Here is a 25,961-nt window from a genome sequence, read left to right as displayed (position 1 = left end):
GTACATTAGCACTACTCATTTTAATTAGCAAAGAAACCAAAACATATGAATTACAAACAAAAAATGCTTCGTGACGGAGCTTTAGAAGGAAAAAACATCATCGTTACTGGTGGAGGAAGCGGTCTTGGAAAATCCATGACAAAATATTTTCTAGAGCTCGGTGCTAAAGTAGCTATTACTTCCAGAAATCTGGAAAAACTTGAAAAAACCGCAAAAGAGCTGGAAGAAGAAACAGGAAGCACTTGTTTACCCGTTCAATGTGATGTAAGGCATTATGATCAGGTTGAAAATATGAAAAATACAGTAATCGAAGCTTTTGGAACAGTGGACATTTTGCTGAACAATGCTGCAGGGAACTTTATATCGCCTACAGAACGTTTATCAGCCAATGCATTCGATACTATTATAGATATTGTATTAAAAGGAACTAAAAACTGCACATTATGCTTGGGAAAACATTGGATTGACACCAACTATAAAAATACAGCAGTACTAAATATTGTTACTACCTATGCCTGGACAGGTTCTGCCTATGTAGTTCCTAGTGCAAGTGCAAAAGCAGGTGTTTTAGCAATGACCAGATCACTCGCTGTAGAATGGGCTAAATACGGAATGCGATTTAATGCAATTGCACCAGGTCCTTTCCCTACCAAAGGTGCATGGGATAGATTACTCCCCGGAGAGCTAAAAGATCAGTTTGACTTATCTAAACGCGTTCCTTTAAATCGAGTTGGAGATCATCAGGAATTAGCAAATCTGGCAGCATATCTGGTATCTGACTTCTCAGCATATGTAAACGGTGAAGTCGTTACACTGGACGGAGGAGAATGGATCAAAGGAGCCGGGCAATTCAATCTTCTTGACCAGATCCCTGAAGAAATGTGGGATGCATTAGAAGCAATGATACGAGCAAAAAAGAATAAGTAATTTTTTTTTAAGGTTAGAATCCCTTAACCCATAAGCACTAATCCAACTTTTGGGTAAGGGTGTTAACATTTTTCATTTTTATAATTTATAATTAATTGTATTTTTACCTCTCAAATCCAAATCTTCCCCTATGGGTAAAATAATAGCAATTGCCAATCAAAAAGGCGGGGTTGGAAAAACAACCACCTCAGTTAATCTAGCAGCATCTCTTGGTGTTTTAGAAAAGAAAGTACTTCTCATAGACGCTGATCCTCAAGCCAATGCAACATCAGGACTTGGATTAGATGTAGAAGCAATAGAAAAAGGTACTTATCAAATTCTGGAACACACAGTAGATCCTTTGGACGCTATTATCGAAACGAGCTCTCCGAATGTAGATATCATTCCTGCTCATATCGATCTGGTAGCAATCGAGATCGAATTAGTCGATAAAGACCAAAGAGAATATATGCTAAAATCAATTTTGGATCCAATTAAATCCAAATACGATTATATTTTAATAGATTGTGCTCCATCACTAGGATTACTAACACTAAATGCACTTACTTGTGCAGATTCTGTGATTATACCAATCCAATGTGAATACTTTGCCTTAGAAGGGCTTGGGAAATTATTGAATACAATAAAGAGCGTTCAGAAAATACACAATGTCAATTTAGACATTGAAGGGTTATTATTAACCATGTACGATTCTCGATTACGATTATCCAATCAGGTAGTCGATGAAGTACAAAAACATTTTAACGAAATGGTTTTCAAAACGATTATACAAAGAAATATTCGTTTGAGTGAAGCCCCTAGTTATGGTGAAAGTATCATTAATTACGATGCATCTAGTAAAGGAGCAACTAATTACTTGAGCTTAGCGCACGAAATTATAAAGAAAAACAGTTAAGGATTCATGGCGAAGGCAACAAAGAAACAAGCATTAGGAAGAGGATTATCAGCATTATTAAAAGACCCGGAAAATGATATCAATTCCGTAGAGGATAAAAATGCAGATAAACTTGTAGGAAATATCGTAGAACTGGAATTAGATAAGATTGAAATCAATCCTTTCCAGCCAAGAACAAATTTTAATGACGAAACACTTAAAGAACTTTCAACTTCTATTAAGGAAATTGGTGTAATTCAGCCAATAACTGTTCGGAAATTAGAATTTGACAAATACCAGCTTGTTAGTGGAGAACGTCGATTAAGAGCTTCTAAACTTGCCGGACTAAAAACTGTTCCCGCATACATTCGTATTGCCAATGATCAGGAATCCCTGACGATGGCCTTGGTAGAAAATATTCAGCGACAGGATTTAGATCCTATAGAAATCGCCCTATCCTATCAAAGATTAATGGACGAAATCAAACTTACACAAGAACAACTAAGTGATCGTGTAGGAAAGAAAAGATCCACTATCGCGAATTACCTGAGATTATTAAAACTGGATCCGATTGTACAAACAGGAATGAGAGATGGTTTTATATCCATGGGACATGGTCGGGCACTAATCAATGTAGACGATCCTCAAAAACAATTAGAAGTTTACGAAAAAATAGTAGGAGAAGGACTATCTGTAAGAGATACCGAAAAATTGGTACGAGCTATTAACAACCCTGCAAGTGCTACAGAAAAAGAAGTAAAAGGCTCTAATGTGCTTCCCGGATATATTGCAGATGAATTACAAGGAATTTCTGAGTACTTTGGCGCAAAAATTGATGTAAAAGTTTCTGGAAAAGGAAGAGGAAAATTAATTATCCCCTTCTCTTCCGAAGAAGATTTTAAACGCATAAAGAAACTTATCAGTAGTGAAGAATAAATCGCTCTATATAATTCTCTTTTTTTTCATTGGTACACTACACTACACCTGGGCACAAGAAAAAAATGACGAAGTAAAGATCAAAACGGAAAAAGTAGCCGTTAAAAAAAAGAAAAACAACATTAAGCCATATGAACCACTTGCCCCGGCAAAAGCTGCTTTCTATTCAGCAATTGTTCCGGGCTTGGGACAGGCTTACACCAAAAAATACTGGAAAATACCTATTGTCTATGCAGCAATCGGAACTGGTGTCTATTTCTACACAGAAAACACCAACCAGTATAATCGATTTCGCGATGCTTATAAACGTCGTATTACAGGAATCCCCGATGAGGAATTTAAAGATTTTAGCGACGACCAGTTAATCTCCATCCAACGAAGATATCGAAGAGAACAGGAGTTATCACTACTGGTTACTGTTGGGCTCTACTTACTGAATATTGTAGATGCCAATGTTACTGCACACTTACAAAACTATAACATATCAGAAGACCTTACATTGCAGCCAAAAATCAACATCGACAGATTTAATACTTCTCCGAATTACGGCCTATCATTTAGCTATAGTTTTTAACGTATAATCTACGTACTTTTACAAAAAAATAAATTGCTTACAGAATAAGATTTACATAACTGCATTCCCCAGAAGGTGGTTTGCTGTTATCACTTCTTATGAGACACAACTAAAAAAAAGAACTGATGAAAATTGCACTATTAGGATATGGAAAAATGGGAAAAACTATTGAAAAGATAGCCCTGGAAAGAGGTCACTCGATCGTCCTTAAAGTTGACAAAGAAGACACCAATTATGACATATCCGTGGCAGATGTAGCCATAGACTTCAGTATTCCTTCAGCAGCTGTAAACAATATAACTACCTGTATCAATGCAGGGGTTCCTGTTGTATCAGGAACCACAGGGTGGCTAGATCAATACAATGATATTCTTCAACTTTGTAAAGAGAAAAAAGGAAGTTTTATTTACGCTTCTAATTTTAGCTTAGGGGTTAATTTGTTTTTTGAGTTAAATAAAAAATTAGCTCAAATGATTAGTCCTATTAAGGAATACGATGTTAGCATGGAAGAAATTCATCATACACAAAAATTAGATGCTCCTAGTGGAACTGCGATCACATTAGCAGAAGGAGTAATCGAACACAGTGCTAAAACAGCCTGGAAATTAGATGAAGGAGATATTAACACAATTCCTATTACTGCTGTAAGAGAAGCCGATGTCCCTGGAACACATAGTATTGCATACACTTCCGAGGTAGACACCATAGAGATAAAACACACTGCGCATAACAGGCATGGATTTGCACTGGGAGCCGTTGTTGCTTCTGAATGGTTACATGGTAAAACAGGAGTATTTTCAATGAAAGATGTATTAGGATTGTAATTATGTGTAACTTTTTTCTATAAATCACACTTATACTTATAAAAAACACAGAAGATGACACTTACAGAATGGTTTATATTTTTCTTAATAGTTCAGGTTATTCATTTTTTAGGAACCTGGAAACTCTATATTAAAGCAGGAAGAAAAGCTTGGGAAGCTGCAGTTCCCGTATACAACGCAGTCGTCCTCACCAAAATTATAAATCGTCCATGGTGGTGGGTCATCCTCCTGTTTATTCCGGTGATTAATGTAATCATGCTTCCGGTAGTATGGGTAGAGACTATTAGAAGTTTTGGTCAAAACACTACAAAAGATACGATTCTTGTTGTTGCCACTTTAGGCTTCTACATCTACTATGTAAATTACATGCTCGATGTAACCCATATTGAAGATCGAAGTCTGAAACCTAGAACTAATGGAGGAGAATGGGTTAGTTCTATATTATTTGCAGTAGTTGCTGCGACAATCGTTCATACGTACTTCATGCAACCTTATACAATTCCAACCGGATCTTTGGAAAGAACATTACTCGTGGGAGATTTTCTTTTTGTAAGTAAATTTCACTATGGAGCCAGAACCCCTATGACGGCAGTCTCCTTCCCTATGGTTCATGACACAATCCCGGTAGTCAAAACAAAATCGTATACCAGCAAACCTCAATATCCATATTTCAGGTTACCTGGATTTCAAAAAATAAAAAGAAATGACATCGTTGTATTTAGTTGGCCTATAGACACTGTTCGCTATTTTAGAGATCCTTCTGGTATACATGTACATAAGCCTATCGATAAAAAATCGAATTATGTAAAGCGATGTGTAGGAATTCCAGGAGATTCTTTATCCATCATTGATGGAAAAGTCCATATCAACGGAAAACCAACACAATTACCCGGAAGAGCAAAAGTACAGTTTAGTTATAATATCAAAACAAAGAGTGGATTTAATCCCGCAGTACTTTACGAAAGATACAAGCTGATCTATGGAAAAAACATCTTCCCTGTCAATAAAAGTGGAGACTATTTAGTAGTAGAATTGACCGAGGAAAATGCAGCAAAACTGAAAAACCACCCTCATGTAACTGCAGTAGAACGTATTATCGCCAAAAAAGGGCAGAAAGACACTGGAATTTTCCCAAATAATAGAAAAGTACACTGGAACACTGATAACTTCGGTGCCATTTACATTCCTGAAGCTGGTAAAACGGTAAAAATGGATCTTCAAAGCTTCTCTTTATATCGCAGAATTATCGAAGTATATGAAGGTTCTGAAATGGGAATTGACAATAAATTAAGTGTAAACGGAACACAAGTATTACTGAATGGCAATCCAATAGATTCTTATACATTCAAACAGGATTATTACTGGATGATGGGAGACAACCGACACAATAGTGAAGATAGTCGTGTTTGGGGATATGTTCCTGCAAATCACATTGTAGGGAAACCTGTATTTATCTGGATGAGCTGGGATTCCAATGTCAAGGGACTATTCAATAAAATAAGATGGGAACGTCTTTTCACAACTGTTGGAGGAGATGATGCCCCCAGATCGTATTTCTATTACTTCCTGATCTTAGTTGGTGGCTGGATTGTATTTAGTAAAATAAGAAAGAGAAAGAAAAACGCATAAAATATACGAAGCACATTTTATTATATCTCACTATTCCTCTGCTGCATAAACACATGAGAGATTAGATAAAATAATTGTTACCTTCTCGGAAAAACACTCACATTCTGATGGTCGAATAAAATGTGCTTCTTTAATCTTTGTATTTTTTAGAGAATTGAAAAAGATAATCTTACATCCTATGTATTTTGGAACTATAGCACAGTATAGTGCTATAGCTCAGGCGAAGGAAATCATTTTTGAAAATGAAGATAACTTCCAAAAACAAACCTATAGAAACAGAATGCATGTTTATGGTGCTAACGGCAAGCTTCTTTTGAGCATTCCTACAAAACACAATAAGGACATTGGAAGAAAAAAATACAAAGACATCCTGATTGAAAATGATTTTGCATGGCAAAAAAATCACTGGAAATCATTAGAATCTGCCTATAGAACTTCTCCCTTTTTTGAATTCTACGAAGATGACATTGCTCCTTTGTTTCATACAAAGAAAGATTTCCTTTTGGATTTTAACTACGAATGCATAGATGTAATCACTGATTGTTTACAGCTAGATTACGCATATACAAAATCCACTTCTTTTCTAGCAGAAGATACTGCTGATATTATTGATTTACGTTCCCTTGTAAACGCGAAAAAAGAAACAAGCTTCCAACAAGCCCCCTATACGCAGGTCTTTAATGAGAAACACGGTTTTATTCCTAATCTATGCATCCTAGATCTTCTATTCACAGAAGGACCTAATGCATTACATTATTTAGAAAACCAACCGATTATCCCATAATGACACGTTTTCTAATCCATTATGGTTGTCATTTTATCATCCCTGTATTTTTTGCACTTATATGGTATCCAAAAACATGGAAAAAAACATACCTTATTTTTTTAGCTGCCATGCTGATTGATCTCGATCACTTATTTGCTAATCCTGTATTTGACCCTAACCGATGTAGTGTAGGCTTTCATTACCTTCATACATACATCGCTATTGGTTCATATTTCGTATTAACCGCATTTAAAAAAACCAGACTCATAGGTTTTTCTCTATTGTGGCATATACTCACAGATCAAATAGATTGCTGGTTGATGTAAGCTATGACACGCGAAGAAGATCACAGTTTTACACTTGAGAATATCGGGAAATGATCTGAAAACTCTCTTGTATCACTTTTAAAACTCAATACCTCATACTCCTCAGGAACTAATATAAAGTCTATTCTGGCCGGGAATAAATCAAACTTAAACGTCTTACCAAACCCCTCTCCTGCTTCTTTATATGCATCTTTCAATCCTTTTGATTTGATTTTTTCATATACATACGAATAAGCTGTATTATTAAAGTCACCCATAATAATATTTTTATAAGGAGAAGCTGACATATGCGTCATTAATTTCTCTGCCTGGGTTTGTTGCTTTTTAAACGACACCTGAATACTCCTTAATAACTTATCCGAATTTTCTTCGTTGAGATCCAAATCCTCTATCTGCGAATTCAGCTTATGAGATTGTAAATGCACATTATAAACCCGTACAGTATCATTCGGTATTGCTATATCCGCAAAAATGATGTTATTCGCTGTATTTTTCAGATTTAGTGATCCTTTGTGAACAATTGGATATCTGGTATAAATAACCAGTGCCAATTCTCCGTTATCATTATTGTAGATTTGATACTTATGCGCATACTGACTAAAATCTATATCCGGATTATCGTAATATTCCTGTGCGCAAAAAATATCTGGTTTTACCTCTTTCACCAACTGAGAAATATTTACAGGTATTGAATCTGAGTCGATCCAGCGAAAACGATTAAAACTATGCACATTATAACTAAGCAAAGAAAGCGAGTTCCCTGCCTCTTCTTTCACTTCTTTTCCTGTAATTTTATACAAAGAGCGCACATGAGACACCCCTAACAGCAATACAATCAACGACAACAATAACTTTCGCTTGAATAAAATTGCCCAATACATAAAAAAGAGTACGTTGATAACGATCAGAACAGGAACTGCCAAACTAAGAACCGACAATAACGGAAATGTCTTAGGAGAAACATACGGCAACAAATATGACAATAACAGCGTAAAAGCTGCTATTGAATTCACAAAAAAAATAATTTTATTGAATAGTTTTCTCATCCCCTATTCTTTCCCTGCTTTAAACAAAAGATCTTTTTCTTTTTTAGTCAAACTCTCGTACCCACTCTTACTTATTTTATCCAAAATCGCATCTATTTCTTTTTGATTTGGACGTTCAGCTCTTGAGCTTCGAGAAGTATTTTTAGATGTTTTATGAGTTTTGTGCACTGTTTTTAACGGACTTTTCTTTTTCGGTTTAAAAAAGCTTACCAAACTATCCATCCATTTCTCAAACCAAGCTCCAATATCATTTCCTTTCTTTAATTGCAACGCATAGATATATCCAAAAAGAGCCCCTCCTAAATGAGCAAAATTACCTCCTGAATTTTCCATAGTAGGAATACTTATAATATCCTGCATCACAAAAAACAAGGCAATCCACCAAAAACTAATTTCTCCTAAAAAAAACAATCGTACTTTCAGATGCGGGGCATAGCCTACCACAACAAACATCACAGCCATAATAGCTCCTGAAGCACCTCTGAGGTTGTTTGCCGATATCGATTCAAAAAGAGGAAACACTCCATATGCCAATGAAAACAGAACAGCCCCACAAACGCCTCCAAGCAAATAGACCGTCAACAAACGTTTTCCCGAAAAATAAGTACTAAAAAATCTGGCAGAAAAATGAAATACTATCATATTCAACAGAATATGCCATAATCCTTCATGAAAAAACGCATAACTAAACAGTGTCCATGGCTTTATCAACAATTCCGAAACTTCTTGCGGAAATGCCAGCCAGGTATTCAAATCAAAAGCTTTTACCTGAAATAAACGCAGTGACGTATTTATCAAATGATAACACACAAAAATGATTAGATTGATTGCTATCAGTCTTTCTGACATAGACGCCAGACTATACTTACGCTTTAAATCATCGAGTAGCGCCATATTAGTTCCATCTATTTTGATTAAAAGAATTCTTTTTCCAGTACCACATAATAATAAACCCTAATACTGCTCCCCCGATATGCGCCCAATGCGCAACATTCGAAGGACCTAAAATTGCCTGCCCCGTGATTCCTGCATATAGATCCAATAGAAAATAGCCTCCGATGAGATATTTTGCTTTTATCGGAATAGGGATAAACATAATATACAAGGGCAAATTCGGATATAGTACCGCAAAAGCTGCCAGTACTCCAAAGATGGCACCAGAAGCTCCCACCATAGGCGTTTGATACGATGTAATCATTGTATTAGTTACTTCTTGTGGAATCTGCGGATACACACTAAATCGCCCTTTAGCTAATGCATCTTCTATAAACTTAATAACTTCTGCGTCAGATAAGCCTGCATCCATATAAGCCTGATATCCTGGCATAAACTGAAAATAGGTAAAAAGAATCTGAAATGCAACCGCTCCTAAACCTGCTGAGAAGTAAATGAACAAAAACTTATTCTGACCAATGGTATGCTCCAAATGACTTCCAAACATATACAGCGCAAACATATTAAAGAAGATATGCCCCGCACTCCCATGCATAAACATATGAGTAAGCAACTGCCAAATCTGAAAACTTGAATTTTTAGGAAACCACAAGGCAAATAAATTATACGCTGCATCTCCCAGGGTCAGCGAACCTATAAAAAAAATGATATTAATAATCAAGATGGTTTTTACCGTATCTGTAATTCTTCCCATATTTTTCTAAAACTTCTTATCTATTTCGTCTAAGGTTAACGTGATGAATGTAGCCTTATTATCTGGTGTTACGGAAGGTTCCGTACATGCAAAAAGACTATTAACAATGTGCTGCAACTGCTCTTCTTCCAGATTCACTCCCGTTCTGACCGCAATACTTTTAGCCATAGACCTAGCTAATACATCTGTCTGAGAGAATCCACTATCCGGCACTTCATTTTCTAAGTCCCCTATCAGCTGCTCTAACAATACAGAAACTTCACTTTCTGTTACAGCTGTAGGAATTCCTTTAATCTCTACTTCTTCTTTTTTTATTTCCCCAAAAACAAAACCTGTATTTTCTAATTGTTCTTTTATTGTTTGTAAGGTTTCTACCTCCTGAATAGAAAATGATAACTGAAGAGGAAATAACAATTGCTGACTTACTGCATTTGCCATAGTAATATCTTTCAGTAACTCTTCGTATAATATCCGCTGGTGTGCCCGGTGCTGATGGATAATAATCATACCACTTTTGATCGTAGTAACAATATATTTTCTCCTTAATTGATAGGTCGCATTGGTATCCTGCGAAGTTACTGTATCATTTTCAAAAAGAGAACCTGTTACAGCAGTACTTTCATATTGTATAGAAGATACTTTCTCTTCTTCTCCGGATGACTCAGCTGCTTCTACATTTTCCAATCCCACATATAAATTCTCCCAGTCGGCTGTTTTCTCTTTTTTGAACACAGGGAAGGAACTCTTTTCTGTATTCTTCGAAAAAGAAGACGATTTTGTCACCGGCTCCGATGACGATGTATGTTGAACAGAAGAAAAAGATCCCTCTTCTTTAAATGGATTAAAACTACGATCTACTTCAATAACCGGATTTTTGATCGCCTTATCCTTATATTCATACGGAGTATCCATGGAAGCATCTCTATCAAAATCCAATACTGGAGCTACATTAAACTGTCCTAAGCTATGCTTAATAGTAGATCGCAACATTGCATATAAAGAATGCTCATCATCAAATTTTATTTCTGTTTTTGTAGGATGAATATTAATATCAATAGATTTTGGATCCACCTGCAGGTAAATAAAATAACTCGGATGTGTTTTTTCTTTTAGCAGTCCTTCAAATGCAGAGTTCACCGCATGGTTTAGGTATGCACTTTTTATAAAACGATCATTTACAAAAAAGAATTGCTCTCCTCTGGTTCGTTTAGCAAACTGTGGTTTTCCTACAAAACCAGTGATCGTTACCAAATCAGTTTCTTCTTGTATTGGCACTAATTTTTCATTGGTTTTTCCTCCAAAAATCCGAACGATACGCTGGCGTTGATTAGACCCTGGCAAACTAAACACCTCTGTATTATTGTGATACATTTCGAATTTAATATCCGGGTGTACCATGGCTACCCGGTGAAACTCATCTATAATATGCCGTAATTCTACTGAATTAGATTTTAGAAAGTTCCTTCTTGCCGGAATATTATAAAACAGATTTTTAACACTAATTGAGGTCCCCTGAGGTGTAACACAAGCTTCCTGAGCAATAACTTTACCTCCTTCAATTTTAATTTCTGTTCCTACTTCATCTTCTGCTCTTGCTGTTTTTAATTCTACATGGGCTATCGCCGCTATAGAGGCTAGCGCTTCTCCTCTAAATCCTTTAGTAGTGAGATCAAAAAGGTCTTCTGCTTTTCTTATTTTGGAAGTTGCATGACGCTCGAAACTCATTCGCGCATCCGTAACACTCATCCCCACTCCATCATCAATAATCTGGATCAGGGTTTTTCCTGCTTCTTTTACAATTAGTTTTATACTGCTTGCCTTCGCATCAATAGCATTTTCCAGAAGTTCTTTTACCACTGAAGCCGGGCGTTGCACCACTTCTCCTGCGGCAATTTGATTCGCTACATGGTCAGGTAATAATTGAATAATATCAGACATCTATCGTCGCGCACTAAAAATGGATAAATCAAAATCTATTAAATACAAAAAGATAAAAATCAATATCAGCGCTATATAGATAACACGCCTATTAATTTCTCTATTTCCTCTATGGCGACTTGCTTTTCTGGCTTCCGACCATTGCGCACCAAAATCGCTAGAGTTGGTAGTTTCGCGATATTTTACAATCCTGTTTTCAAAATCATAAATATTCCCCTCGCTCTTGCCTTTGTAATATCTGGGGGTATAATTAAACCTTCTGTTTTCTTTCTTTTTTAGGATATTTACTTTCATGCGCTACTCCTCTCTTTTTTGTATGATTCAAATATACTCAAAAAGCATTGTTTTCTAAAGGATTTAGAAACACAATACCTTGTGAAATATTAACAACAAGGATAATGCCGCATTTGGTATTCTACCACCAAAATTGAATTAAAACGTAGCTTCTTTTCTCAACTGCGCCATTTTTATAGCTGCAATTGCTGCCTCCGTTCCTTTATTTCCATGTTTTCCTCCAGAACGATCTATAGATTGCTGTAATGTATTATCAGTCAACACACAAAAAATAACCGGAATATCCCCCTGTATATTTAGATCCTTAATCCCATGGGTAACTCCTTCGCACACATAATCAAAGTGCTTCGTCTCTCCCTGTATCACACTTCCAATAGCAATCACTGCATCGAGCATATCATAACTTTCTCTCATCTTTTTGCATCCGTAGATAAGCTCAAAACTCCCTGGAACATTCCATCGGACAATATTATCCTTAAGAACTCCACAATCTGTAAGTGCATCAAAAGCCCCCTGAAATAACCCCTCTGTTATTGCATCATTCCATTCTGAAACAACAATCCCAAACCGAAAGTCCTTCGAATTTGGGATTGTTGCTTTATCGTAATTTGATAAATTTTTATTTTCTGTAGCCATATATTTACTCGGTCATCGAGATTTGAATGTTTCGGAATATAATTTCCGAAATTAAAATTCATATCTATGTAATACCTCATGTATCTCTACAAATGAGGATCTACTACATTATTTTCTAATTAAGCATAGCTTCTGCACGCCCTAAGTGTACATCTACCTGATTTGCTTCTATACTTTTAGAAAACTCTTCTTTTATTCTATTTAAATGAGTGATAGCTACATCAGCTTTTCCTAATTCAATTGCAGTAATTGCTGATTTTAATAAAAACCTAGGTGCTGTGTAGTCATTACTTTTTGACTTTGCTGCTTTTTCATAGTATGATAACGCATCGTCTAATTGTCCTAGCTCAGAGAAAGAATCTCCTATAACCCCAAGAGCTAAAGGTCCTAACACTTCTCCTCCTCCATCAAACTTATCCAGATGATCAATTGCTTTTTGATATTCTTTTGTTTTCAAATAACAAACACCTGCATAGTAGCTTGATAAGTTTGCAGCTTTTGTCCCTCCGTATTCTTCAATAATACTCAAGAATCCGTACTGCCCATTACTTCCGTTTAATGCTAGATTAAAAAGAGAGTCACGAACGGCTGTATTTCCTGTCAAGGCATCATCAAAGTACTTCTGAGCCTGAAACATTTCATTGGCTGCTGTTTGCTCTTTTGGTTCTTGAATAAACTTTTGAAAACCAAGATACCCCAATACTACTATTGCAATAGCTCCAACTACCATAAAAATATATTTCTGATTGTTGGCTACCCACTCTTCTGTTTTGGAGGCTCCTTCATCTAAAGTATTAAAAACTTCAGCAGTAGTCGACTGCTCTTCTACCTGTTCTACTTCTTCTACTTTATTCTTTGGTTTATATCCTCGTTTTTTATAAGTTGCCATGAGTTTAGTTTTAGGTAAGCGCAAAAATAAAATTTTTATTCATAATTAAAAGCGAAAATATTTGATATTTTTCAATATTTTGCGCTCGTAATTTAAATACTTCACAAAGGTTCTTATCTTTTGAATGTTAAAAATTTATGATTCTAAAATCCCTGTCCTTATTAAATTATAAAAATTTTGAGTCGATTAATTTTGATTTTGACGAGAAGATAAACTGCCTTGTTGGGAATAATGGGGTTGGAAAAACAAATGTTCTGGATGCCATTTATCACCTGTCTTTTGGTAAAAGCTACTTTAATCCTATCACGAGTCAGAATATAAAACACGGAACTGATTTTTTCTTAATCGAAGGAGCATATCAAAAAAATGAACGTGATGAAAAAGTTACGGTAAGTACCAAAAAAGGACAAAAAAAAGTCATTAAAAGAAACGGAAAGACTTACGATACTCTTAGCGAACATATAGGGTTTCTTCCTCTGGTAATTATATCACCTGCTGATAGAGACTTAATTTCTGGAGGTAGTGAAGGACGACGTAAGTTTATAGATGGGGTAATTTCTCAGAGTGACCCTACCTACCTAACGACCTTATTAAAGTATGCGAAACTCATTTCACAGCGTAACTCTTTACTAAAGTATTTTGCTGCTAATCATACATTCGACGCAACTACGCTCGACATCTATAATCAGCAACTTCATGAGTACGGTTCTATTATCCACGAAAAACGCACTAACTTTTTAGAGATATTTACGCCTATCTTTATTAACAGATATGAAATGATCAGTTCTGGAAAAGAAAAAATAGCATTGCATTACCAAAGTAAACTCTCTGATAAACCACTACTCGACTTATTGGAAGAAAATATAGCAAAAGACAGAGCACTACAATACACAAGCGTGGGTACCCATAAAGATGATTTATCTTTTGAAATTGAAGCGTACCCCATTAAGAAGTTTGGAAGTCAGGGACAACAAAAGTCTTTTCTAATTGCTCTTAAATTAGCCCAATTTGATTTTATAAAAAAAGAAAGTAATGTCAACCCATTACTTCTATTAGATGATATTTTCGACAAATTGGATGAAAAACGAGTAGAGCATATCGTAAAACTAGTCGATGATCAAAATTTCGGACAGTTATTTATTAGTGATACTCATGCAGAAAGAACGGAGACCGTTGTCAAAAGAATTTCTCAATCGTATAAAATCATCAAACTATAGCCTCCTTATGACATTCAAATCAATACTCCCTACCAGCGTACAATACCTTTTTGCTATATTCCTATTGGTATTCAGTAGCTGTTCCCGGAAAAACCCTGAAGACTTAATCCCTTTTATTAACGGTTATTGGGAAATCGAACGGGTAAGGTTGCATGATGGTTCTCTAAAAGAATATGGATTCAACCCTATTGTAGACCATTTTACTATTGAAGGACTAAAAGGGATGCGTACAAAGCTAAAACCTCGATTAGATGGTACTTTTGTCCGAACCAATCCCGGAGAACCTATCGAGCTAAAAATAGAAAATGACAGCCTGTTTATCTATTACCAAAAAGCAAATTCCCCGTATAAGGAAACTGTTATTTCTGCCAAAGAAAATGAGATTGTCCTCAAAAATGCTATTGGAAATACGTATTTTTACAAACCTTATAAAAAGATTGTAATACAACCATGAGCAAACGACAGAATGATCATCAGTTACTGAAAGATGTTCTCAAGGATTTTGTAAAAAGCAATAATCTGGAGAATGGTCTGGACAAAGTAAATGTACGGGACGCCTGGCAACAGGTCATGGGAAGTGCTATTAATAAATATACCCATACCATCACACTGGAGAAAAGCACCTTATATATAGGACTCACCTCATCAGTGTTAAGAGAAGAGCTTAGTTACGGTAAAGAAAAAATTATTTCTAACCTGAATGAAGCCCTTAGAAAAGATCTGATAAAAAAGATTGTACTTCGATAATTTTGTTAGGCTATACTTTTACAAGATTGGAAATACCGAATATTATTACGGACAATATTATGCCACTACAGGCAAACCACTTGTAAAAAGAAGTGCTGCTAATAAAAGAGTTTTTTTACAATCATTGGGATATAACAAAATTCCATTTGGCTATGAAATTGATCATATAAAACCTTTATCTGAAGGAGGTACAGATGACCCAAGCAATATGCAGTTACTAACCATTGAACAACACAAAAGAAAAACAGCGCGAGAAAGAGCCAAGAGAAGCAACTCTTCTTACCCAGTCCTAAAACAAAAACAGTATTCAAATTCAACTTATCATAATAGACACAACACTTCTTCTATTTCGAATTCAAGTTACTTAGAAACTGATCTCAAAAAACAAACCATTTACACTGGAAAGAACGGAGGAAAATCCTACATAATCAGCAATGAAAAAAAAGTATATCTAAGCCCTAAAAAAAGGACATCCAACAGGTATTATTCATCTTCCTCCTACCCAATCCCCACCTATTCAACTCCAAACAATTCATCGAGAAGAACAATTCTAACCGGACCAAGAGGAGGAAAATATTACATTAATTCCAATGGAAATAAAACATATATAAAGAAAAAACACCAAACAAAATTACCTAACTATAGATAGTAGGGGTTGTTACATAGAAATGAATTGTAACTATAAGTAAATTCTTACTGGTATTTCTCCCTTTTATCAAACAACCTTTATATTTCTACTCAAATTTAAAAACATCATATCTTTTTCGTCAAAAAATACATTTATACAACTCTTCGACTGTTTTTATTCATTGATTCCTTTTTTAACAAAACTTTCACCCGTTAAAAGAATTAAATCCCTTTCATTTTCTGTACTTTAAACTCCTATACAGTCTAGTTTCCCCTTACTTTAAGTATACTGCACATCATGAAACATACACCTCTTCATCAATCGACCAATACTCTTTTTTGGGCAGATCACCTAAGGGTTTTTGCTACAATCAGCGTCATCTTATTACATGTCTCTGCTCCTATTTTATACGAATTCAAAAAAATTCCAGATAACCTTTGGTGGGTTGGTAATATATACGATGGGGCTACCCGTTTTTGTGTTCCTATTTTTTTTATGCTTACGGGGGCGTTATTATTCCGAAAAGAATATTCTTTGACTACTTTCCTAAAAAAACGATGCTACAGAATCATTCCTCCTTTTCTTTTCTGGAGTTGTATCTACATAGCCTATGATTTTCCTTACCATAGATTGCAATGGGATTTTTCATCCCTTATATTAGTGTTCAAAACTATATTTAGCAACTTATTAAGAGGTAGTGAATATCATCTTTGGTTCGTTTACGTGTTAATTGGTATCTATTTATTAATCCCTATCCTAAGTAAATGGATAAAAAATGCATCAAAAAAAGAAATACAGTATTTTCTAGTCATCTGGGGAATCACAAGTCTTATTGACATTCCTGGAGTTCGTGAGTACATCCGCTTTGTTGACCTAAGAAATTTTAGTGGCTTTATTGGCTATACTATACTGGGATACTACTTATCCGTTTATAAAATCTCTAATAAAAACATCTGGTATATTTTCCTGGCAATAGGTAGTGCCATCACTATTATTGGTACTTATTACCTAAGTGAACAAAATAACAGCTTTACTAATTATTTTTACGGGTATCTCACATTTGATACAATCTTATGCGCTACCGCTATTTTTATCCTCTTTAAAAAAGCTGTCATTACCAATCCGAAATACCAAAAAGTGATTCACAGTCTCAGCAAGAAAAGTTACGGAATATACTTATGTCACATCCTCATTCTTTCTCTATTAAGCTCATTCAATATTGATTGGAAAATATGTCACCCAAGCATTAGTATTCCTGTTGTAACAATTTTGTGTTTTACGATCTCTTCTCTTCTTATTTTTTTCATAGGAAAAATCAAAAACACCACTTATATTACCGGGTAAAAAACATCCCTGTTACTCAATGAATATACCCCATTCCTTTTATAGTAAAACAAAGCAACAACAGCGTTTTTTTATATTCAAAATCATATGCCTCGCCTTGCTTTGTTTCTTCATAAGTATCGTAATCGCTTATGCTACTACCTTATATTTTTTCCCTTTTATTATTCTTCCTGTCATTATTTCGATCATAGCCCCTTTTATAGATGTTCCTTCATTAAAGGCTACTAAAAAAATCACCTACTACGCCCCTCTCTTTATTGCAGAAAAAGAAAAGAATAAACGCATCAAAATTCATGGTGGGACTTTCTTAGATTATTGCTTTACTATCAATAAAAATTCCAATGCAAGAGAACGAACCCGTTTTATTCTATACAATTATATTGAAGGGCTTCTCAAATTAGTTGAAGAACTGGAAACGAATTCAAAAACGCAATACATCATTCAAGGTACATCGTATATTATCAACGAGCGAACAGCTAATAAAATCGGATTAAAACGCACAAAACAAGATGGTATCCAATTGCTTATTTTACTTTTCAACTATCCCCTGCTCACCCTTACCTATTCTATTACCAAAACGAAACTCAGTTTCCCAAACTATAGAACAGTTGCCACTTATGAAGGAAAGGTATCAGATATACTGGTACATAAAAAATCCCTGCTGTTATTACGAGACAAACTCTCCTAAAAACAAAAAACCACCTCTAGCAGGTGGTTTTGATATAATTAAAAACAGTATTTTATTAAAACTGCTCTCTTCCGGCAAAATGAAATGCTCCCTCAATAGCAGCATTCTCATCGCTATCACTACCATGAATAGCATTTTCACCAATAGAAGCAGCATATTTTTTGCGGATAGTACCTTCTGCAGCCTCTTCAGGATTTGTAGCACCGATTAATGTTCTAAAGTCTTCGACTGCATTATCTTTTTCTAAAATTGCAGCTACAATTGGTCCGCTAGTCATATATTCAACCAACTCTCCGTAGAAAGGACGCTCACTGTGTACTGCATAAAAAGCCTTTGCATCATCCGTAGTTAATTGTGTAAGTTTCATCGCTACAATTCTAAAACCTGAAGCAGTAATTTGCTCAAGGATTGCTCCGATATGTCCATTTCTTACCGCATCCGGCTTAAGCATTGTGAAAGTTCTGTTTGTTGCCATTTTTATGTCTTAATTTGTATAATTTTCAGCTCTAATCAATAAAGAGCAATAATCAATGATTATTAAAATTTATTTTTTGCAAAAGTATGTATAATGATTATAAAAACAAGAGTTATCTATAGTAAAGTACACTTCATTTATAAAAAACGGGGACACATCTCTTTTTGACATACTATCAATGTATATAGATCATACAGAACTCTCTTTAAAATTCAAAAAATATCATACCAACCAACTGGCTCAGACTACATACACCTGATCCCTTTTTAAACGATACATTTCGATTTCAGCACAAACTCCAAAACATTCTCCCTCTATCATCACGTAAACTCTCTCGAGGAAAATCCACGAAGCATTCGTCAGAAACAAATTTTTAATTTTAAAGCAAGTCTTAGAATATTATACTCTTTGGCGACACCAATAAAACCAAGGGAACTGATTGCAATAATAATACACAAAAACAGATATATTATATTTATAATCCAGCGACTCTTCTTTCTATCGATTGTACAAAACAGGAAGCTTTACCCCTCTCCATAAGGCTGTTGGGTTTTTTCAAAAAAAGTCTTAAATATGTACTATTTCAACCGAATTAAAGGTGGTTTTTCTTAAAATTAAACGAACAAAGGATCACAAAATATTTATATATTGTATATTCGCTTCCTTATGAATGCAGATGAAATATTAGAAATCAAGGAGCTTTTATCTACTCCAAAAAAAATCGTTATTATCCCACATAAGAATCCGGATGGAGATGCTATTGGTTCTACATTAGGGCTATCACTCTATTTAAAAGGATTAGGTCATGATTCGACAGTGATCACTCCTAATGATTATCCCTCCTTTTTGAAATGGATTCCCGGGGAAGAAACAATTCTTAAATATGAGAATGAAACAGATGCATCTCAAAAATTGATCGAAGAAGCTGATATCATATTCACCCTGGACTTTAATCATTTCTCAAGAACCGGAGACATGGAAGCTTTTCTGGAAAAACAAGCGACTACTTTTATCATGATTGATCATCATCAGCAACCTGATGATTATGCTACGTATACTTATAGTGATACAAGTATGAGTTCCACCTGTCAAATGGTATATCATTTTATTGAACAACTCGGTGATACAGAAAAAATAAGTCCGGAAATAGCTACCTGCATTTATGTAGGTATTATGACTGATACCGGATCATTCAGATTTAGATCTACTACCAGTACTACTCATAAAGTAATTGCAGCCCTCATCGATAAAGGAGCAGACAATACTGCTATACACGAACGTATTTATGATGCCAATACCTATTCGAGATTGCAACTACAGGGTGTAGCACTAAAGAACCTAAAAGTACTACCAGAATATAAAACAGCTTATATTACCTTATCTCAAAAAGAGTTAGATGACCACCAATTCAAAAAAGGAGATACAGAAGGTTTCGTAAATATGGGATTATCTCTGGAAGGAATTATCTTTGCTGTGATTTTTATTGAAAACAAAGGAGAAAATATTATAAAAATATCCCTACGCTCAAAAGGAGCGTTCTCTGTAAACCAATTTTCCAGAAATCATTTTGAAGGAGGAGGTCACCATAATGCTGCCGGAGGAAAAAGTAATCTTAGTATGGAAGAGACGGTTGAGAAATTTATTAATATCTTACCGTCCTATAAAACCGAATTATGCGATTAACGACCATTCTCTTATTATTTTGTCTGGGTATTGCTACAATCTCATGTAAGACTCCGGAAGCCAGAAGACCTCTCAGTACTTCTTCGGGTTCTTTTATGAGCGAATCTATTCATAGAAACAAGGAACTATCTGCCAGAGAAGAAGCACTCATCCTCAAAATCATCGCCCTCGATAGTACCAATACCTACATTGCTTCTGAAAATGGTTTTTGGTATTATTATCAAAAAAAAGACACACTTACCAACCGAACTCCTAAGTTTGGAGATGTTGTTCGTTTTACCTATAACCTAAGTGATTTGAACAATACTATTATTTATAGCGAAAAAGAATTAGATACTGTCACCTATGCAATTGATAAGGAAGAATTGTTTTTAGGTCTTAGAGAAGGTTTAAAGCTCATGAAACAGGGAGAAAAAATAACATTTCTCTTTCCCTCATATCAGGCATATGGATATTATGGGGATGATCACAAGATTGGGACAAATATTCCGTTAAAAGCAGAAGTAACATTAAACTCTATAAAACAAGAATCAACAACAAAAAATTAATACTTAACACAAAAAATGAAAAAACTAAATCTTTTATTGTTAGCACTTATCACAATTGCTTTTAGTAGCTGTGAAGACAAATACCCGGATTTGGAAAACGGTTTATATGCAGAAATCATTACCAACAAGGGAACTACTGTTGCCAAATTACATTATAATGAAACACCGCTTACAGTAGCGAACTTTGTTTCTCTGGCAGAAGGAACCAATACAGCTGTAGATAGCACTTATAGAGGAAAAAAATACTACAACGGTATCATTTTCCACAGAGTTATCAAAGACTTTATGATTCAAACCGGAGATCCATTAGGAACCGGAACCGGAGACCCAGGGTATAAATTCCCTGATGAGTTTGTAGATTCTCTTACACATAACTCTAAAGGAATCCTTTCTATGGCGAATTCTGGTCCTGCTACCAATGGTAGTCAATTCTTCATTACACTAAAAGAAACTCCATGGCTAAATAAAAAACATACCGTATTCGGAGAAGTTGTTATTGGTCAGGATGTGGTAGATAGCATCGGAGTAGTAGAAACAGCTCCTGGGGATAAGCCTAAATCAGAAGTAAAAATGCTAGAAGTAAACATCATCAGAAAAGGAGACGAAGCAAAAGCTTTTGATGCCACAAGCGTATTTGATGAAAAACTAAAAGCATTAGAAGAAGAAAAAAAGGAAAAAGAGCGTATCGCTAAAGAAAAGCAAGAAAAAGTTGCTGCTAAATACAGTGAACTAAAAGGAAAAGCTAAAAAACTGGAAAGTGGTCTTGAAATCTTAGTACTTACTGAAGGAGAAGGAGAGAAGCCAAAACCAACAGATTTCGTTAACATCAACTACCAAGGATTTTTCGCTACCGGAAAAATATTCGACACGAATATTGCTGAAAAAGCAAAAGAGCATGGAATATTTGATGAACGTAGAGCGGCACACCCTAAAGGATATGCTCCTATGGAAATGCCATATTCTCCAGAAGCACAAATGATCCCAGGATTCAAAGAAGGAGTACAACAATTAAACGTTGGAGATAAAGCTATTCTTTTTATTCCTTACCACCTAGGATACGGGGAAAAAGGAAGAGGTCCTATTCCTCCTAAGACTGATTTAATCTTTGAAATTGATTTAGTTAGCATTGTTAACAAAACTCAGGAAGAAGCTCCTAAATAAGATCGTAAACAACCTTATATACATAAAAACGTCCGTTGATCAACGGACGTTTTTTTTATGAAGAGATCCTCTGAGTTTATCAATTCTCCCAGAATAAAGAAACCTTTTTCTTATTTTTTTACAAATGTTTTATTAATTGTTTTTTCGGGAGTTACTACACTCACAAAATACATCCCCGCAGGTAAATATTTCACACTATAATCCATTTTATAAGAATAAAGTTTTACCTTTTCAATAGTATTTCCCAATACATCTCTGACAATGAATATTGTCTTTACTTTCTCATCATATTGAGGATAATATAAGTGTACTACAGAAGAACTAACCGGATTCGGATATAGTATCAGCCCTGTAAATTCATTTCCTTCTTTCTTTTCAGTAAACGCATCGTCAAAAGAGTCTTTCTGGGTATTTCCTTTAGCAGTAGATATTATTTTTATATGATCAATTGCCATATCACTACTCCAGCTATTGCCGGTAACCCCCTTTATCTGTAACTTAATCACTGTTCCCGCATAATTAGACAAAGCGACAACTGCCTGATTCCAATTAGATCCCTGACTTCCTGATCGGGACCAAATAGATGTATATGTATTTCCATCATCCGTACTCAATAATACTTCCATCTTCCCCATTGCATTTCCTCTCATATGATACCCGAACTCCAACGAATAATTACTCCCTGCACTTAAGTCAATACAGTCACTGGTCAGTAAAGCTACTTTATTAGGATTTCCCACGGGAGTGGTATTAGAAGACGCTTCGGTATAAAGATAATAAGCTCCTTGTTGCCCCGATGAGGGACCTGTACCAAATGAAGGGGTTCCTCCCGAATCTCTGGTCCACTGAATATCATCTCCTAGCTCATTTGTCCACATACCTAAACCTGTTTCAAAACTTTCTGTGTAAGGAAAAACACTTACTCCAGAACAAGAAGGACTCGCAGTTGTTGTTACATTAACCACATTACTATTTCCCGAAATATTTCCTGCTGCATCTGTAGCTCTTACATAAAAGCGATAAGCTGTAGTAGGCGAAAGCCCGACAACCTGATAAGAACTAGACGCTGAAGTTCCTACTTTTACTCCATCCTGAAATATGTCATACCCAGTGACTCCTACATTATCCGTAGATGCTGTCCATGAAAGAAGTATTGAATTAGAAGAAACAGAGGAAGCCATTACTGCCGTTGGAGGAGTTGGTGACTCATTATCTGGTACCATTTCTAAAATACGAAGGTTATCCAATGCCATATCACTACTCCATCCACTCCCTGTAACACCTTTTATTCTCAGTTTAATAACCGATCCGGCATATGGAGACAAAGAAACCCTTGCCTGATTCCAGTTACTTCCCTGAGTTCCTGTTTTTGACCAAAGTGATGAATACGTTACTCCATTATCTGTACTCACTAATAATTCCATGGTTCCCATAGCAGTCCCTTTCATATGATATCCAAATTCCATCGAATAATCTGCTGTTCCTTTTAGGTCGATACATGGGCTATCCAAAATAGCTACTTTATTAGGACTCCCTACCGGGCTTACATTAGTAGAGGCTTCTGTATAAATATAATAGGCTCCCTGTTGTCCCGATGAAGGTCCCGTTCCTGTAGAGGGAGTTCCTCCTGAATCTCTTGTCCATTGGATATCATCAGTAGTTGCGTTTACCCAAACGCCAAAGTCTGTTTCAAAGCTTTCTGTATACGGAAATGAAGTTACTCCAGTACATGCTGGTGTTGCTACAGTGGTAACACTAACTGTATTACTATTGGTCGATACGTTTCCAGCACCATCTTTCGCCTTTACATAAAAACGATAAGTGGTTAACGAGCGAAGCCCGGTAACAGTATATGCCGTATCCGTAGAAGTTCCTACACGAACTCCGTCCTGAAAAATCTCATAGGATGTCACTCCGATATTATCCGTTGCCGCGTTCCATGAAAGTGCTATCGTAGTTGAATATACTCCAACTGCGGTTACATTTGTAGGAGGTGTTGGAGGTATCGTATCTGGATTTGTTTTAATTCCATTTATCACCAAAGAAAAATCTTGTGAATTATTACTTAGTGTTCCTTTATGTGTGACCTCAATTCGGTACGTCCCTGCTGGTAAAACGGCATCAATTTTCTCTACATTGTCTCTAAAGTTATCTCCTTTTTGTGCAGGGTCAGTATAATTATCATAGGTTGCATTGGGAACCATCACCCAAGGAAAATAAGTATTATTCCCTCCTATAACCCTAAGATCCAAATCATTTACTAATGCCAATGCATTTCCCGAAGTTGGGGTTCCTGCCGGATCATTCCACACTACAGTAACTGCCAAAGGAGTTCTTCCATCAGAAGTAATTGACCGAGTATATGTCCCCCCAGAGCGAAGTCTAGTCTCTTCGATAACAGCTGCGGCTCCATTATTGGTAATAACTGCTGCAGCTCTTTCTGCATTTACCAATCCCCATCCTCCTCTAAAGTCAGGACCATCATGAGCTCCTATTTCATCTGCCGTACCTATAACAAGTGCTTTTGCGGTAGCAGCTTTCATATATACTCCGTTTTTACTTTTGTAATACTGCTGCAATAAGGCAACAGTCCCAGCAGTAGCAGGAGTAGACATCGAAGTTCCTGTTTTAGAACTATAACTGGTATCACTAATAGCATCTGATGAATATACATCTACTCCATTATTGGTAATATCAGGTTTTACTCTCCAATCTTTAGGAGGTCCATAGGTACTGGAACTTGCCATAGTTACCGATGTTGGTCCTGTATAATTAGGTACATCATTCGCATTGGCAACAACAAATAAATTCTTAGCTAATTGGTTTCCATATATAGATCCATATCTTCCTCCGTTATTTCCTGCTGATTTGCAATGTAGATAGAACGGGGCATTATAGGCTACATTATCCATATCTCTGGCATTATCATCATACAAACCATAAGGACCAATCGGAGAATTTGAATTATTTGCCAGGATTCCTCCGGCAGCCGCAAAACTGGCAGCTTCTGCGACCATTCCTGTTGCAGTATAACTTTTTAATGTTGCCTCTGAAGCAAATCCTCTAGCTGCTGGAACAATTCCTTTGGCAATTAGCGTCCCTCCTGTATGAGTTCCGTGATTCGTTGGCAAAGCCCCATCTCCATTAGAGGTACTTCCTCTGAGCTCCTGATGGGTTGGACTGGCTGCACCACTCTCCCAAACACCAATTTCGATCCCTGAACCTGTTAGATTTAATCCCGTACTTCCTCCTCTCCATATCTTATTCGCCCGACAACTAATCGCAGCATCGACATTATCATCATAAGCATATACCGGATTTCCTTGTTTATCAAAAGAATACAAGACTCCCAGAGCACCATCTTTATTAGTTCTGCTTAGGGGGATTTTTTGTTTAGTAGCCTTTGTAAAATTATTTTTGAGCTGACGCTCTGACTGTTCAATAATCTTCTGTAACGCTTGTACGTTTGTCTGTTGTTTTATTTGCTCTCTATCTGCTTTATCCTGCGCTGTGACGAAAATCGAAAACAGTAAGAAAGCCAACAAAACATTCTTTTTTGTAATCATAAGTTGAGTTTTAAAAGTTAAAAAAATTGTGTGTATATAAGTTAGTGAATTACCCCGAAGTAAAAACACGAGGTATTCGTTTGAAACAAATTAGTAATTTCGGGGTAAAATGTAGATCAAACTTTGTGATTTCTTCTAAGCCAAGTCTACAAAGCATGATACAGGAAATAAATTTTAATTTCTTAGCAAACCAAAACATCAAAGACTTCCCTAATAGGTAAATAGTATCTGCATTTTTTTTCTTTGCATGGCAGCGATATAACAAAACAATGCTGTACCTTCAGATAAAGGCTGTGTATTACTCTTCCTCTTTTTAATATTAGTTTCCTTTAGGTAAGTCCAAGAAAACATGTCTTTTTTCTCAAAGAAATTTCATCCAAATACTTCGTTTATCATAAAAAACACTTTATCAACCATTTATTAAAAAAATAAAATCTTGAATACATACTAAACTAAATTATACCACTGGAATCGTTTTCTATACCAATGACTCCTTTTTTATACATAACCTGCAACTATTCAGATTATAAAAGTGAAAAGCATCAATGACATATTTTCTTTATAAACTTTTTTTCTTCTAATCGGGTGCCATTCTGG

Annotated in this window: 26 protein-coding genes; 17 read left to right on the top strand and 9 right to left on the bottom strand. The window is 35.7% G+C overall.

The window, feature by feature from the left end; all coding sequences use genetic code 11:
- Positions 1-45: 45 nt before the first annotated feature.
- The 8 genes from ACFSTE_RS03890 to ACFSTE_RS03855 all read left to right on the top strand — a co-directional run bounded on the left by ACFSTE_RS03890 (position 46) and on the right by ACFSTE_RS03855 (position 6,856).
- Complete coding sequence (locus ACFSTE_RS03890) at positions 46-927, top strand: SDR family oxidoreductase (protein ID WP_176029496.1); 882 nt, start codon at positions 46-48, stop codon at positions 925-927.
- Between the two features lie 130 nt (positions 928-1,057).
- Positions 1,058-1,822 (top strand): ParA family protein, encoded by a 765-nt coding sequence (locus tag ACFSTE_RS03885; RefSeq protein ID WP_176029495.1) that lies wholly within the window; start codon positions 1,058-1,060, stop codon positions 1,820-1,822.
- 6 nt (positions 1,823-1,828) lie between these two features.
- The gene (locus ACFSTE_RS03880; RefSeq protein ID WP_378256099.1) at positions 1,829-2,737 is read left to right on the top strand and encodes a ParB/RepB/Spo0J family partition protein; all 909 of its coding nucleotides are present in this window, start codon (positions 1,829-1,831) and stop codon (positions 2,735-2,737) included.
- Positions 2,727-3,311 (top strand): DUF5683 domain-containing protein, encoded by a 585-nt coding sequence (locus ACFSTE_RS03875; protein ID WP_378256101.1) that lies wholly within the window; start codon positions 2,727-2,729, stop codon positions 3,309-3,311. The genes ACFSTE_RS03880 and ACFSTE_RS03875 overlap by 11 nt, the downstream gene beginning before the upstream one ends.
- Before the next feature lie 125 nt (positions 3,312-3,436).
- On the top strand, positions 3,437-4,135 hold the full coding sequence (gene dapB, locus ACFSTE_RS03870; protein WP_176029493.1) for a 4-hydroxy-tetrahydrodipicolinate reductase: 699 nt from the start codon (positions 3,437-3,439) through the stop codon (positions 4,133-4,135).
- Positions 4,136-4,189: 54 nt separating this feature from the next.
- The gene (gene lepB / locus ACFSTE_RS03865; protein ID WP_378256103.1) at positions 4,190-5,764 is read left to right on the top strand and encodes a signal peptidase I; all 1,575 of its coding nucleotides are present in this window, start codon (positions 4,190-4,192) and stop codon (positions 5,762-5,764) included.
- A 178-nt stretch (positions 5,765-5,942) separates the two neighbouring features.
- The gene (locus ACFSTE_RS03860; protein WP_378256105.1) at positions 5,943-6,548 is read left to right on the top strand and encodes a WbqC family protein; all 606 of its coding nucleotides are present in this window, start codon (positions 5,943-5,945) and stop codon (positions 6,546-6,548) included.
- Entirely contained in the window at positions 6,548-6,856 is a 309-nt protein-coding gene (locus ACFSTE_RS03855) for a DUF6122 family protein (protein WP_176029490.1), read from the top strand. Before ACFSTE_RS03860 ends, ACFSTE_RS03855 begins: the two co-directional genes overlap by 1 nt.
- A gap of 20 nt (positions 6,857-6,876) precedes the next feature.
- On the opposite strand, the gene ACFSTE_RS03850 is transcribed toward ACFSTE_RS03855, so the two are convergent.
- The 7 genes from ACFSTE_RS03850 to ACFSTE_RS03820 all read right to left on the bottom strand — a co-directional run bounded on the left by ACFSTE_RS03850 (position 6,877) and on the right by ACFSTE_RS03820 (position 13,307).
- Complete coding sequence (locus ACFSTE_RS03850; RefSeq protein WP_378297966.1) at positions 6,877-7,902, bottom strand: endonuclease/exonuclease/phosphatase family protein; 1,026 nt, start codon at positions 7,900-7,902, stop codon at positions 6,877-6,879.
- A gap of 3 nt (positions 7,903-7,905) precedes the next feature.
- The gene (locus tag ACFSTE_RS03845) at positions 7,906-8,796 is read right to left on the bottom strand and encodes a rhomboid family intramembrane serine protease (protein ID WP_176029488.1); all 891 of its coding nucleotides are present in this window, start codon (positions 8,794-8,796) and stop codon (positions 7,906-7,908) included.
- 1 nt (position 8,797) lies between these two features.
- Positions 8,798-9,550 (bottom strand): rhomboid family intramembrane serine protease, encoded by a 753-nt coding sequence (locus tag ACFSTE_RS03840; RefSeq protein ID WP_176029487.1) that lies wholly within the window; start codon positions 9,548-9,550, stop codon positions 8,798-8,800.
- 6 nt (positions 9,551-9,556) lie between these two features.
- Positions 9,557-11,488, bottom strand: coding sequence for a DNA mismatch repair endonuclease MutL (gene mutL, locus ACFSTE_RS03835; RefSeq protein WP_176029486.1), 1,932 nt, complete (start codon positions 11,486-11,488; stop codon positions 9,557-9,559).
- Positions 11,489-11,782, bottom strand: a complete 294-nt coding sequence (locus ACFSTE_RS03830; protein WP_176029485.1) for a hypothetical protein — start codon at positions 11,780-11,782, stop codon at positions 11,489-11,491.
- Positions 11,783-11,920: 138 nt separating this feature from the next.
- Positions 11,921-12,418 carry a 6,7-dimethyl-8-ribityllumazine synthase gene (gene ribH / locus ACFSTE_RS03825; protein ID WP_176029484.1) on the bottom strand — a complete coding sequence of 166 codons (498 nt, stop codon included), beginning with the start codon at positions 12,416-12,418 and terminating at the stop codon, positions 11,921-11,923.
- Positions 12,419-12,533: 115 nt separating this feature from the next.
- A complete protein-coding gene (locus ACFSTE_RS03820; protein WP_176029483.1) occupies positions 12,534-13,307 on the bottom strand; it encodes a tetratricopeptide repeat protein in 774 nt (257 codons plus the stop codon).
- A gap of 137 nt (positions 13,308-13,444) precedes the next feature.
- Here ACFSTE_RS03820 and recF point away from each other — a divergent pair, with 137 nt between their 5' ends.
- From recF to ACFSTE_RS03790, 6 genes are all read left to right on the top strand, one after another.
- Positions 13,445-14,524, top strand: a complete 1,080-nt coding sequence (recF, locus tag ACFSTE_RS03815) for a DNA replication/repair protein RecF (RefSeq protein ID WP_176029482.1) — start codon at positions 13,445-13,447, stop codon at positions 14,522-14,524.
- A 7-nt stretch (positions 14,525-14,531) separates the two neighbouring features.
- Positions 14,532-14,978, top strand: a complete 447-nt coding sequence (locus ACFSTE_RS03810) for a lipocalin-like domain-containing protein (protein ID WP_176029481.1) — start codon at positions 14,532-14,534, stop codon at positions 14,976-14,978.
- Complete coding sequence (locus ACFSTE_RS03805; protein ID WP_176029480.1) at positions 14,975-15,271, top strand: DUF721 domain-containing protein; 297 nt, start codon at positions 14,975-14,977, stop codon at positions 15,269-15,271. The genes ACFSTE_RS03810 and ACFSTE_RS03805 overlap by 4 nt, the downstream gene beginning before the upstream one ends.
- The gene (locus ACFSTE_RS03800; RefSeq protein ID WP_378256113.1) at positions 15,258-15,920 is read left to right on the top strand and encodes an HNH endonuclease signature motif containing protein; all 663 of its coding nucleotides are present in this window, start codon (positions 15,258-15,260) and stop codon (positions 15,918-15,920) included. Before ACFSTE_RS03805 ends, ACFSTE_RS03800 begins: the two co-directional genes overlap by 14 nt.
- A 276-nt stretch (positions 15,921-16,196) precedes the next feature.
- The gene (locus ACFSTE_RS03795) at positions 16,197-17,243 is read left to right on the top strand and encodes an acyltransferase (RefSeq protein WP_378256115.1); all 1,047 of its coding nucleotides are present in this window, start codon (positions 16,197-16,199) and stop codon (positions 17,241-17,243) included.
- 19 nt (positions 17,244-17,262) lie between these two features.
- Entirely contained in the window at positions 17,263-17,931 is a 669-nt protein-coding gene (locus ACFSTE_RS03790; protein ID WP_378256117.1) for a hypothetical protein, read from the top strand.
- 55 nt (positions 17,932-17,986) lie between these two features.
- On the opposite strand, the gene ACFSTE_RS03785 is transcribed toward ACFSTE_RS03790, so the two are convergent.
- A complete protein-coding gene (locus ACFSTE_RS03785) occupies positions 17,987-18,406 on the bottom strand; it encodes a nucleoside-diphosphate kinase (protein WP_176029476.1) in 420 nt (139 codons plus the stop codon).
- A 666-nt stretch (positions 18,407-19,072) separates the two neighbouring features.
- Between ACFSTE_RS03785 and ACFSTE_RS03780 the strand changes: the two genes are divergently transcribed.
- The 3 genes from ACFSTE_RS03780 to ACFSTE_RS03770 are packed head-to-tail and all read left to right on the top strand — an operon-like array spanning position 19,073 to position 21,798.
- On the top strand, positions 19,073-20,089 hold the full coding sequence (locus ACFSTE_RS03780) for a DHH family phosphoesterase (protein ID WP_176029475.1): 1,017 nt from the start codon (positions 19,073-19,075) through the stop codon (positions 20,087-20,089).
- Positions 20,080-20,637, top strand: coding sequence for a gliding motility-associated peptidyl-prolyl isomerase GldI (gene gldI, locus ACFSTE_RS03775; protein WP_176029474.1), 558 nt, complete (start codon positions 20,080-20,082; stop codon positions 20,635-20,637). The genes ACFSTE_RS03780 and gldI overlap by 10 nt, the downstream gene beginning before the upstream one ends.
- 15 nt (positions 20,638-20,652) lie before the next feature.
- Positions 20,653-21,798, top strand: a complete 1,146-nt coding sequence (locus ACFSTE_RS03770; protein WP_176029473.1) for a peptidylprolyl isomerase — start codon at positions 20,653-20,655, stop codon at positions 21,796-21,798.
- A gap of 110 nt (positions 21,799-21,908) precedes the next feature.
- On the opposite strand, the gene ACFSTE_RS03765 is transcribed toward ACFSTE_RS03770, so the two are convergent.
- A complete protein-coding gene (locus tag ACFSTE_RS03765; RefSeq protein ID WP_378256120.1) occupies positions 21,909-25,364 on the bottom strand; it encodes a fibronectin type III domain-containing protein in 3,456 nt (1,151 codons plus the stop codon).
- Positions 25,365-25,961 lie beyond the last annotated feature (597 nt).

The organism is Aquimarina hainanensis, assembly GCF_042684685.1.
GTDB lineage: Bacteria > Bacteroidota > Bacteroidia > Flavobacteriales > Flavobacteriaceae > Aquimarina > Aquimarina hainanensis.
The sequence above is the reverse complement of the archived record's forward strand: the minus strand, read 5'-3'. Positions and strand labels throughout refer to the sequence as shown.

Excerpts from the sequence above, each read along its gene's own strand:
- ACFSTE_RS03890 (WP_176029496.1), top strand. The coding sequence starts at position 46 with ATGAATTACAAACAAAAAATGCTTCGTGACGGAGCTTTAGAAGGAAAA.
- ACFSTE_RS03885 (WP_176029495.1), top strand. The coding sequence starts at position 1,058 with ATGGGTAAAATAATAGCAATTGCCAATCAAAAAGGCGGGGTTGGAAAA.
- ACFSTE_RS03880 (WP_378256099.1), top strand. The coding sequence starts at position 1,829 with ATGGCGAAGGCAACAAAGAAACAAGCATTAGGAAGAGGATTATCAGCA.
- dapB (WP_176029493.1), top strand. The coding sequence starts at position 3,437 with ATGAAAATTGCACTATTAGGATATGGAAAAATGGGAAAAACTATTGAA.
- lepB (WP_378256103.1), top strand. The coding sequence starts at position 4,190 with ATGACACTTACAGAATGGTTTATATTTTTCTTAATAGTTCAGGTTATT.
- ACFSTE_RS03860 (WP_378256105.1), top strand. The coding sequence starts at position 5,943 with ATGTATTTTGGAACTATAGCACAGTATAGTGCTATAGCTCAGGCGAAG.
- ACFSTE_RS03855 (WP_176029490.1), top strand. The coding sequence starts at position 6,548 with ATGACACGTTTTCTAATCCATTATGGTTGTCATTTTATCATCCCTGTA.
- ACFSTE_RS03850 (WP_378297966.1), bottom strand. The coding sequence starts at position 7,902 with ATGAGAAAACTATTCAATAAAATTATTTTTTTTGTGAATTCAATAGCA.
- ACFSTE_RS03845 (WP_176029488.1), bottom strand. The coding sequence starts at position 8,796 with ATGGCGCTACTCGATGATTTAAAGCGTAAGTATAGTCTGGCGTCTATG.
- ACFSTE_RS03840 (WP_176029487.1), bottom strand. The coding sequence starts at position 9,550 with ATGGGAAGAATTACAGATACGGTAAAAACCATCTTGATTATTAATATC.
- mutL (WP_176029486.1), bottom strand. The coding sequence starts at position 11,488 with ATGTCTGATATTATTCAATTATTACCTGACCATGTAGCGAATCAAATT.
- ACFSTE_RS03830 (WP_176029485.1), bottom strand. The coding sequence starts at position 11,782 with ATGAAAGTAAATATCCTAAAAAAGAAAGAAAACAGAAGGTTTAATTAT.
- ribH (WP_176029484.1), bottom strand. The coding sequence starts at position 12,418 with ATGGCTACAGAAAATAAAAATTTATCAAATTACGATAAAGCAACAATC.
- ACFSTE_RS03820 (WP_176029483.1), bottom strand. The coding sequence starts at position 13,307 with ATGGCAACTTATAAAAAACGAGGATATAAACCAAAGAATAAAGTAGAA.
- recF (WP_176029482.1), top strand. The coding sequence starts at position 13,445 with ATGATTCTAAAATCCCTGTCCTTATTAAATTATAAAAATTTTGAGTCG.
- ACFSTE_RS03810 (WP_176029481.1), top strand. The coding sequence starts at position 14,532 with ATGACATTCAAATCAATACTCCCTACCAGCGTACAATACCTTTTTGCT.
- ACFSTE_RS03805 (WP_176029480.1), top strand. The coding sequence starts at position 14,975 with ATGAGCAAACGACAGAATGATCATCAGTTACTGAAAGATGTTCTCAAG.
- ACFSTE_RS03795 (WP_378256115.1), top strand. The coding sequence starts at position 16,197 with ATGAAACATACACCTCTTCATCAATCGACCAATACTCTTTTTTGGGCA.
- ACFSTE_RS03790 (WP_378256117.1), top strand. The coding sequence starts at position 17,263 with ATGAATATACCCCATTCCTTTTATAGTAAAACAAAGCAACAACAGCGT.
- ACFSTE_RS03785 (WP_176029476.1), bottom strand. The coding sequence starts at position 18,406 with ATGGCAACAAACAGAACTTTCACAATGCTTAAGCCGGATGCGGTAAGA.
- ACFSTE_RS03780 (WP_176029475.1), top strand. The coding sequence starts at position 19,073 with ATGAATGCAGATGAAATATTAGAAATCAAGGAGCTTTTATCTACTCCA.
- gldI (WP_176029474.1), top strand. The coding sequence starts at position 20,080 with ATGCGATTAACGACCATTCTCTTATTATTTTGTCTGGGTATTGCTACA.
- ACFSTE_RS03770 (WP_176029473.1), top strand. The coding sequence starts at position 20,653 with ATGAAAAAACTAAATCTTTTATTGTTAGCACTTATCACAATTGCTTTT.
- ACFSTE_RS03765 (WP_378256120.1), bottom strand. The coding sequence starts at position 25,364 with ATGATTACAAAAAAGAATGTTTTGTTGGCTTTCTTACTGTTTTCGATT.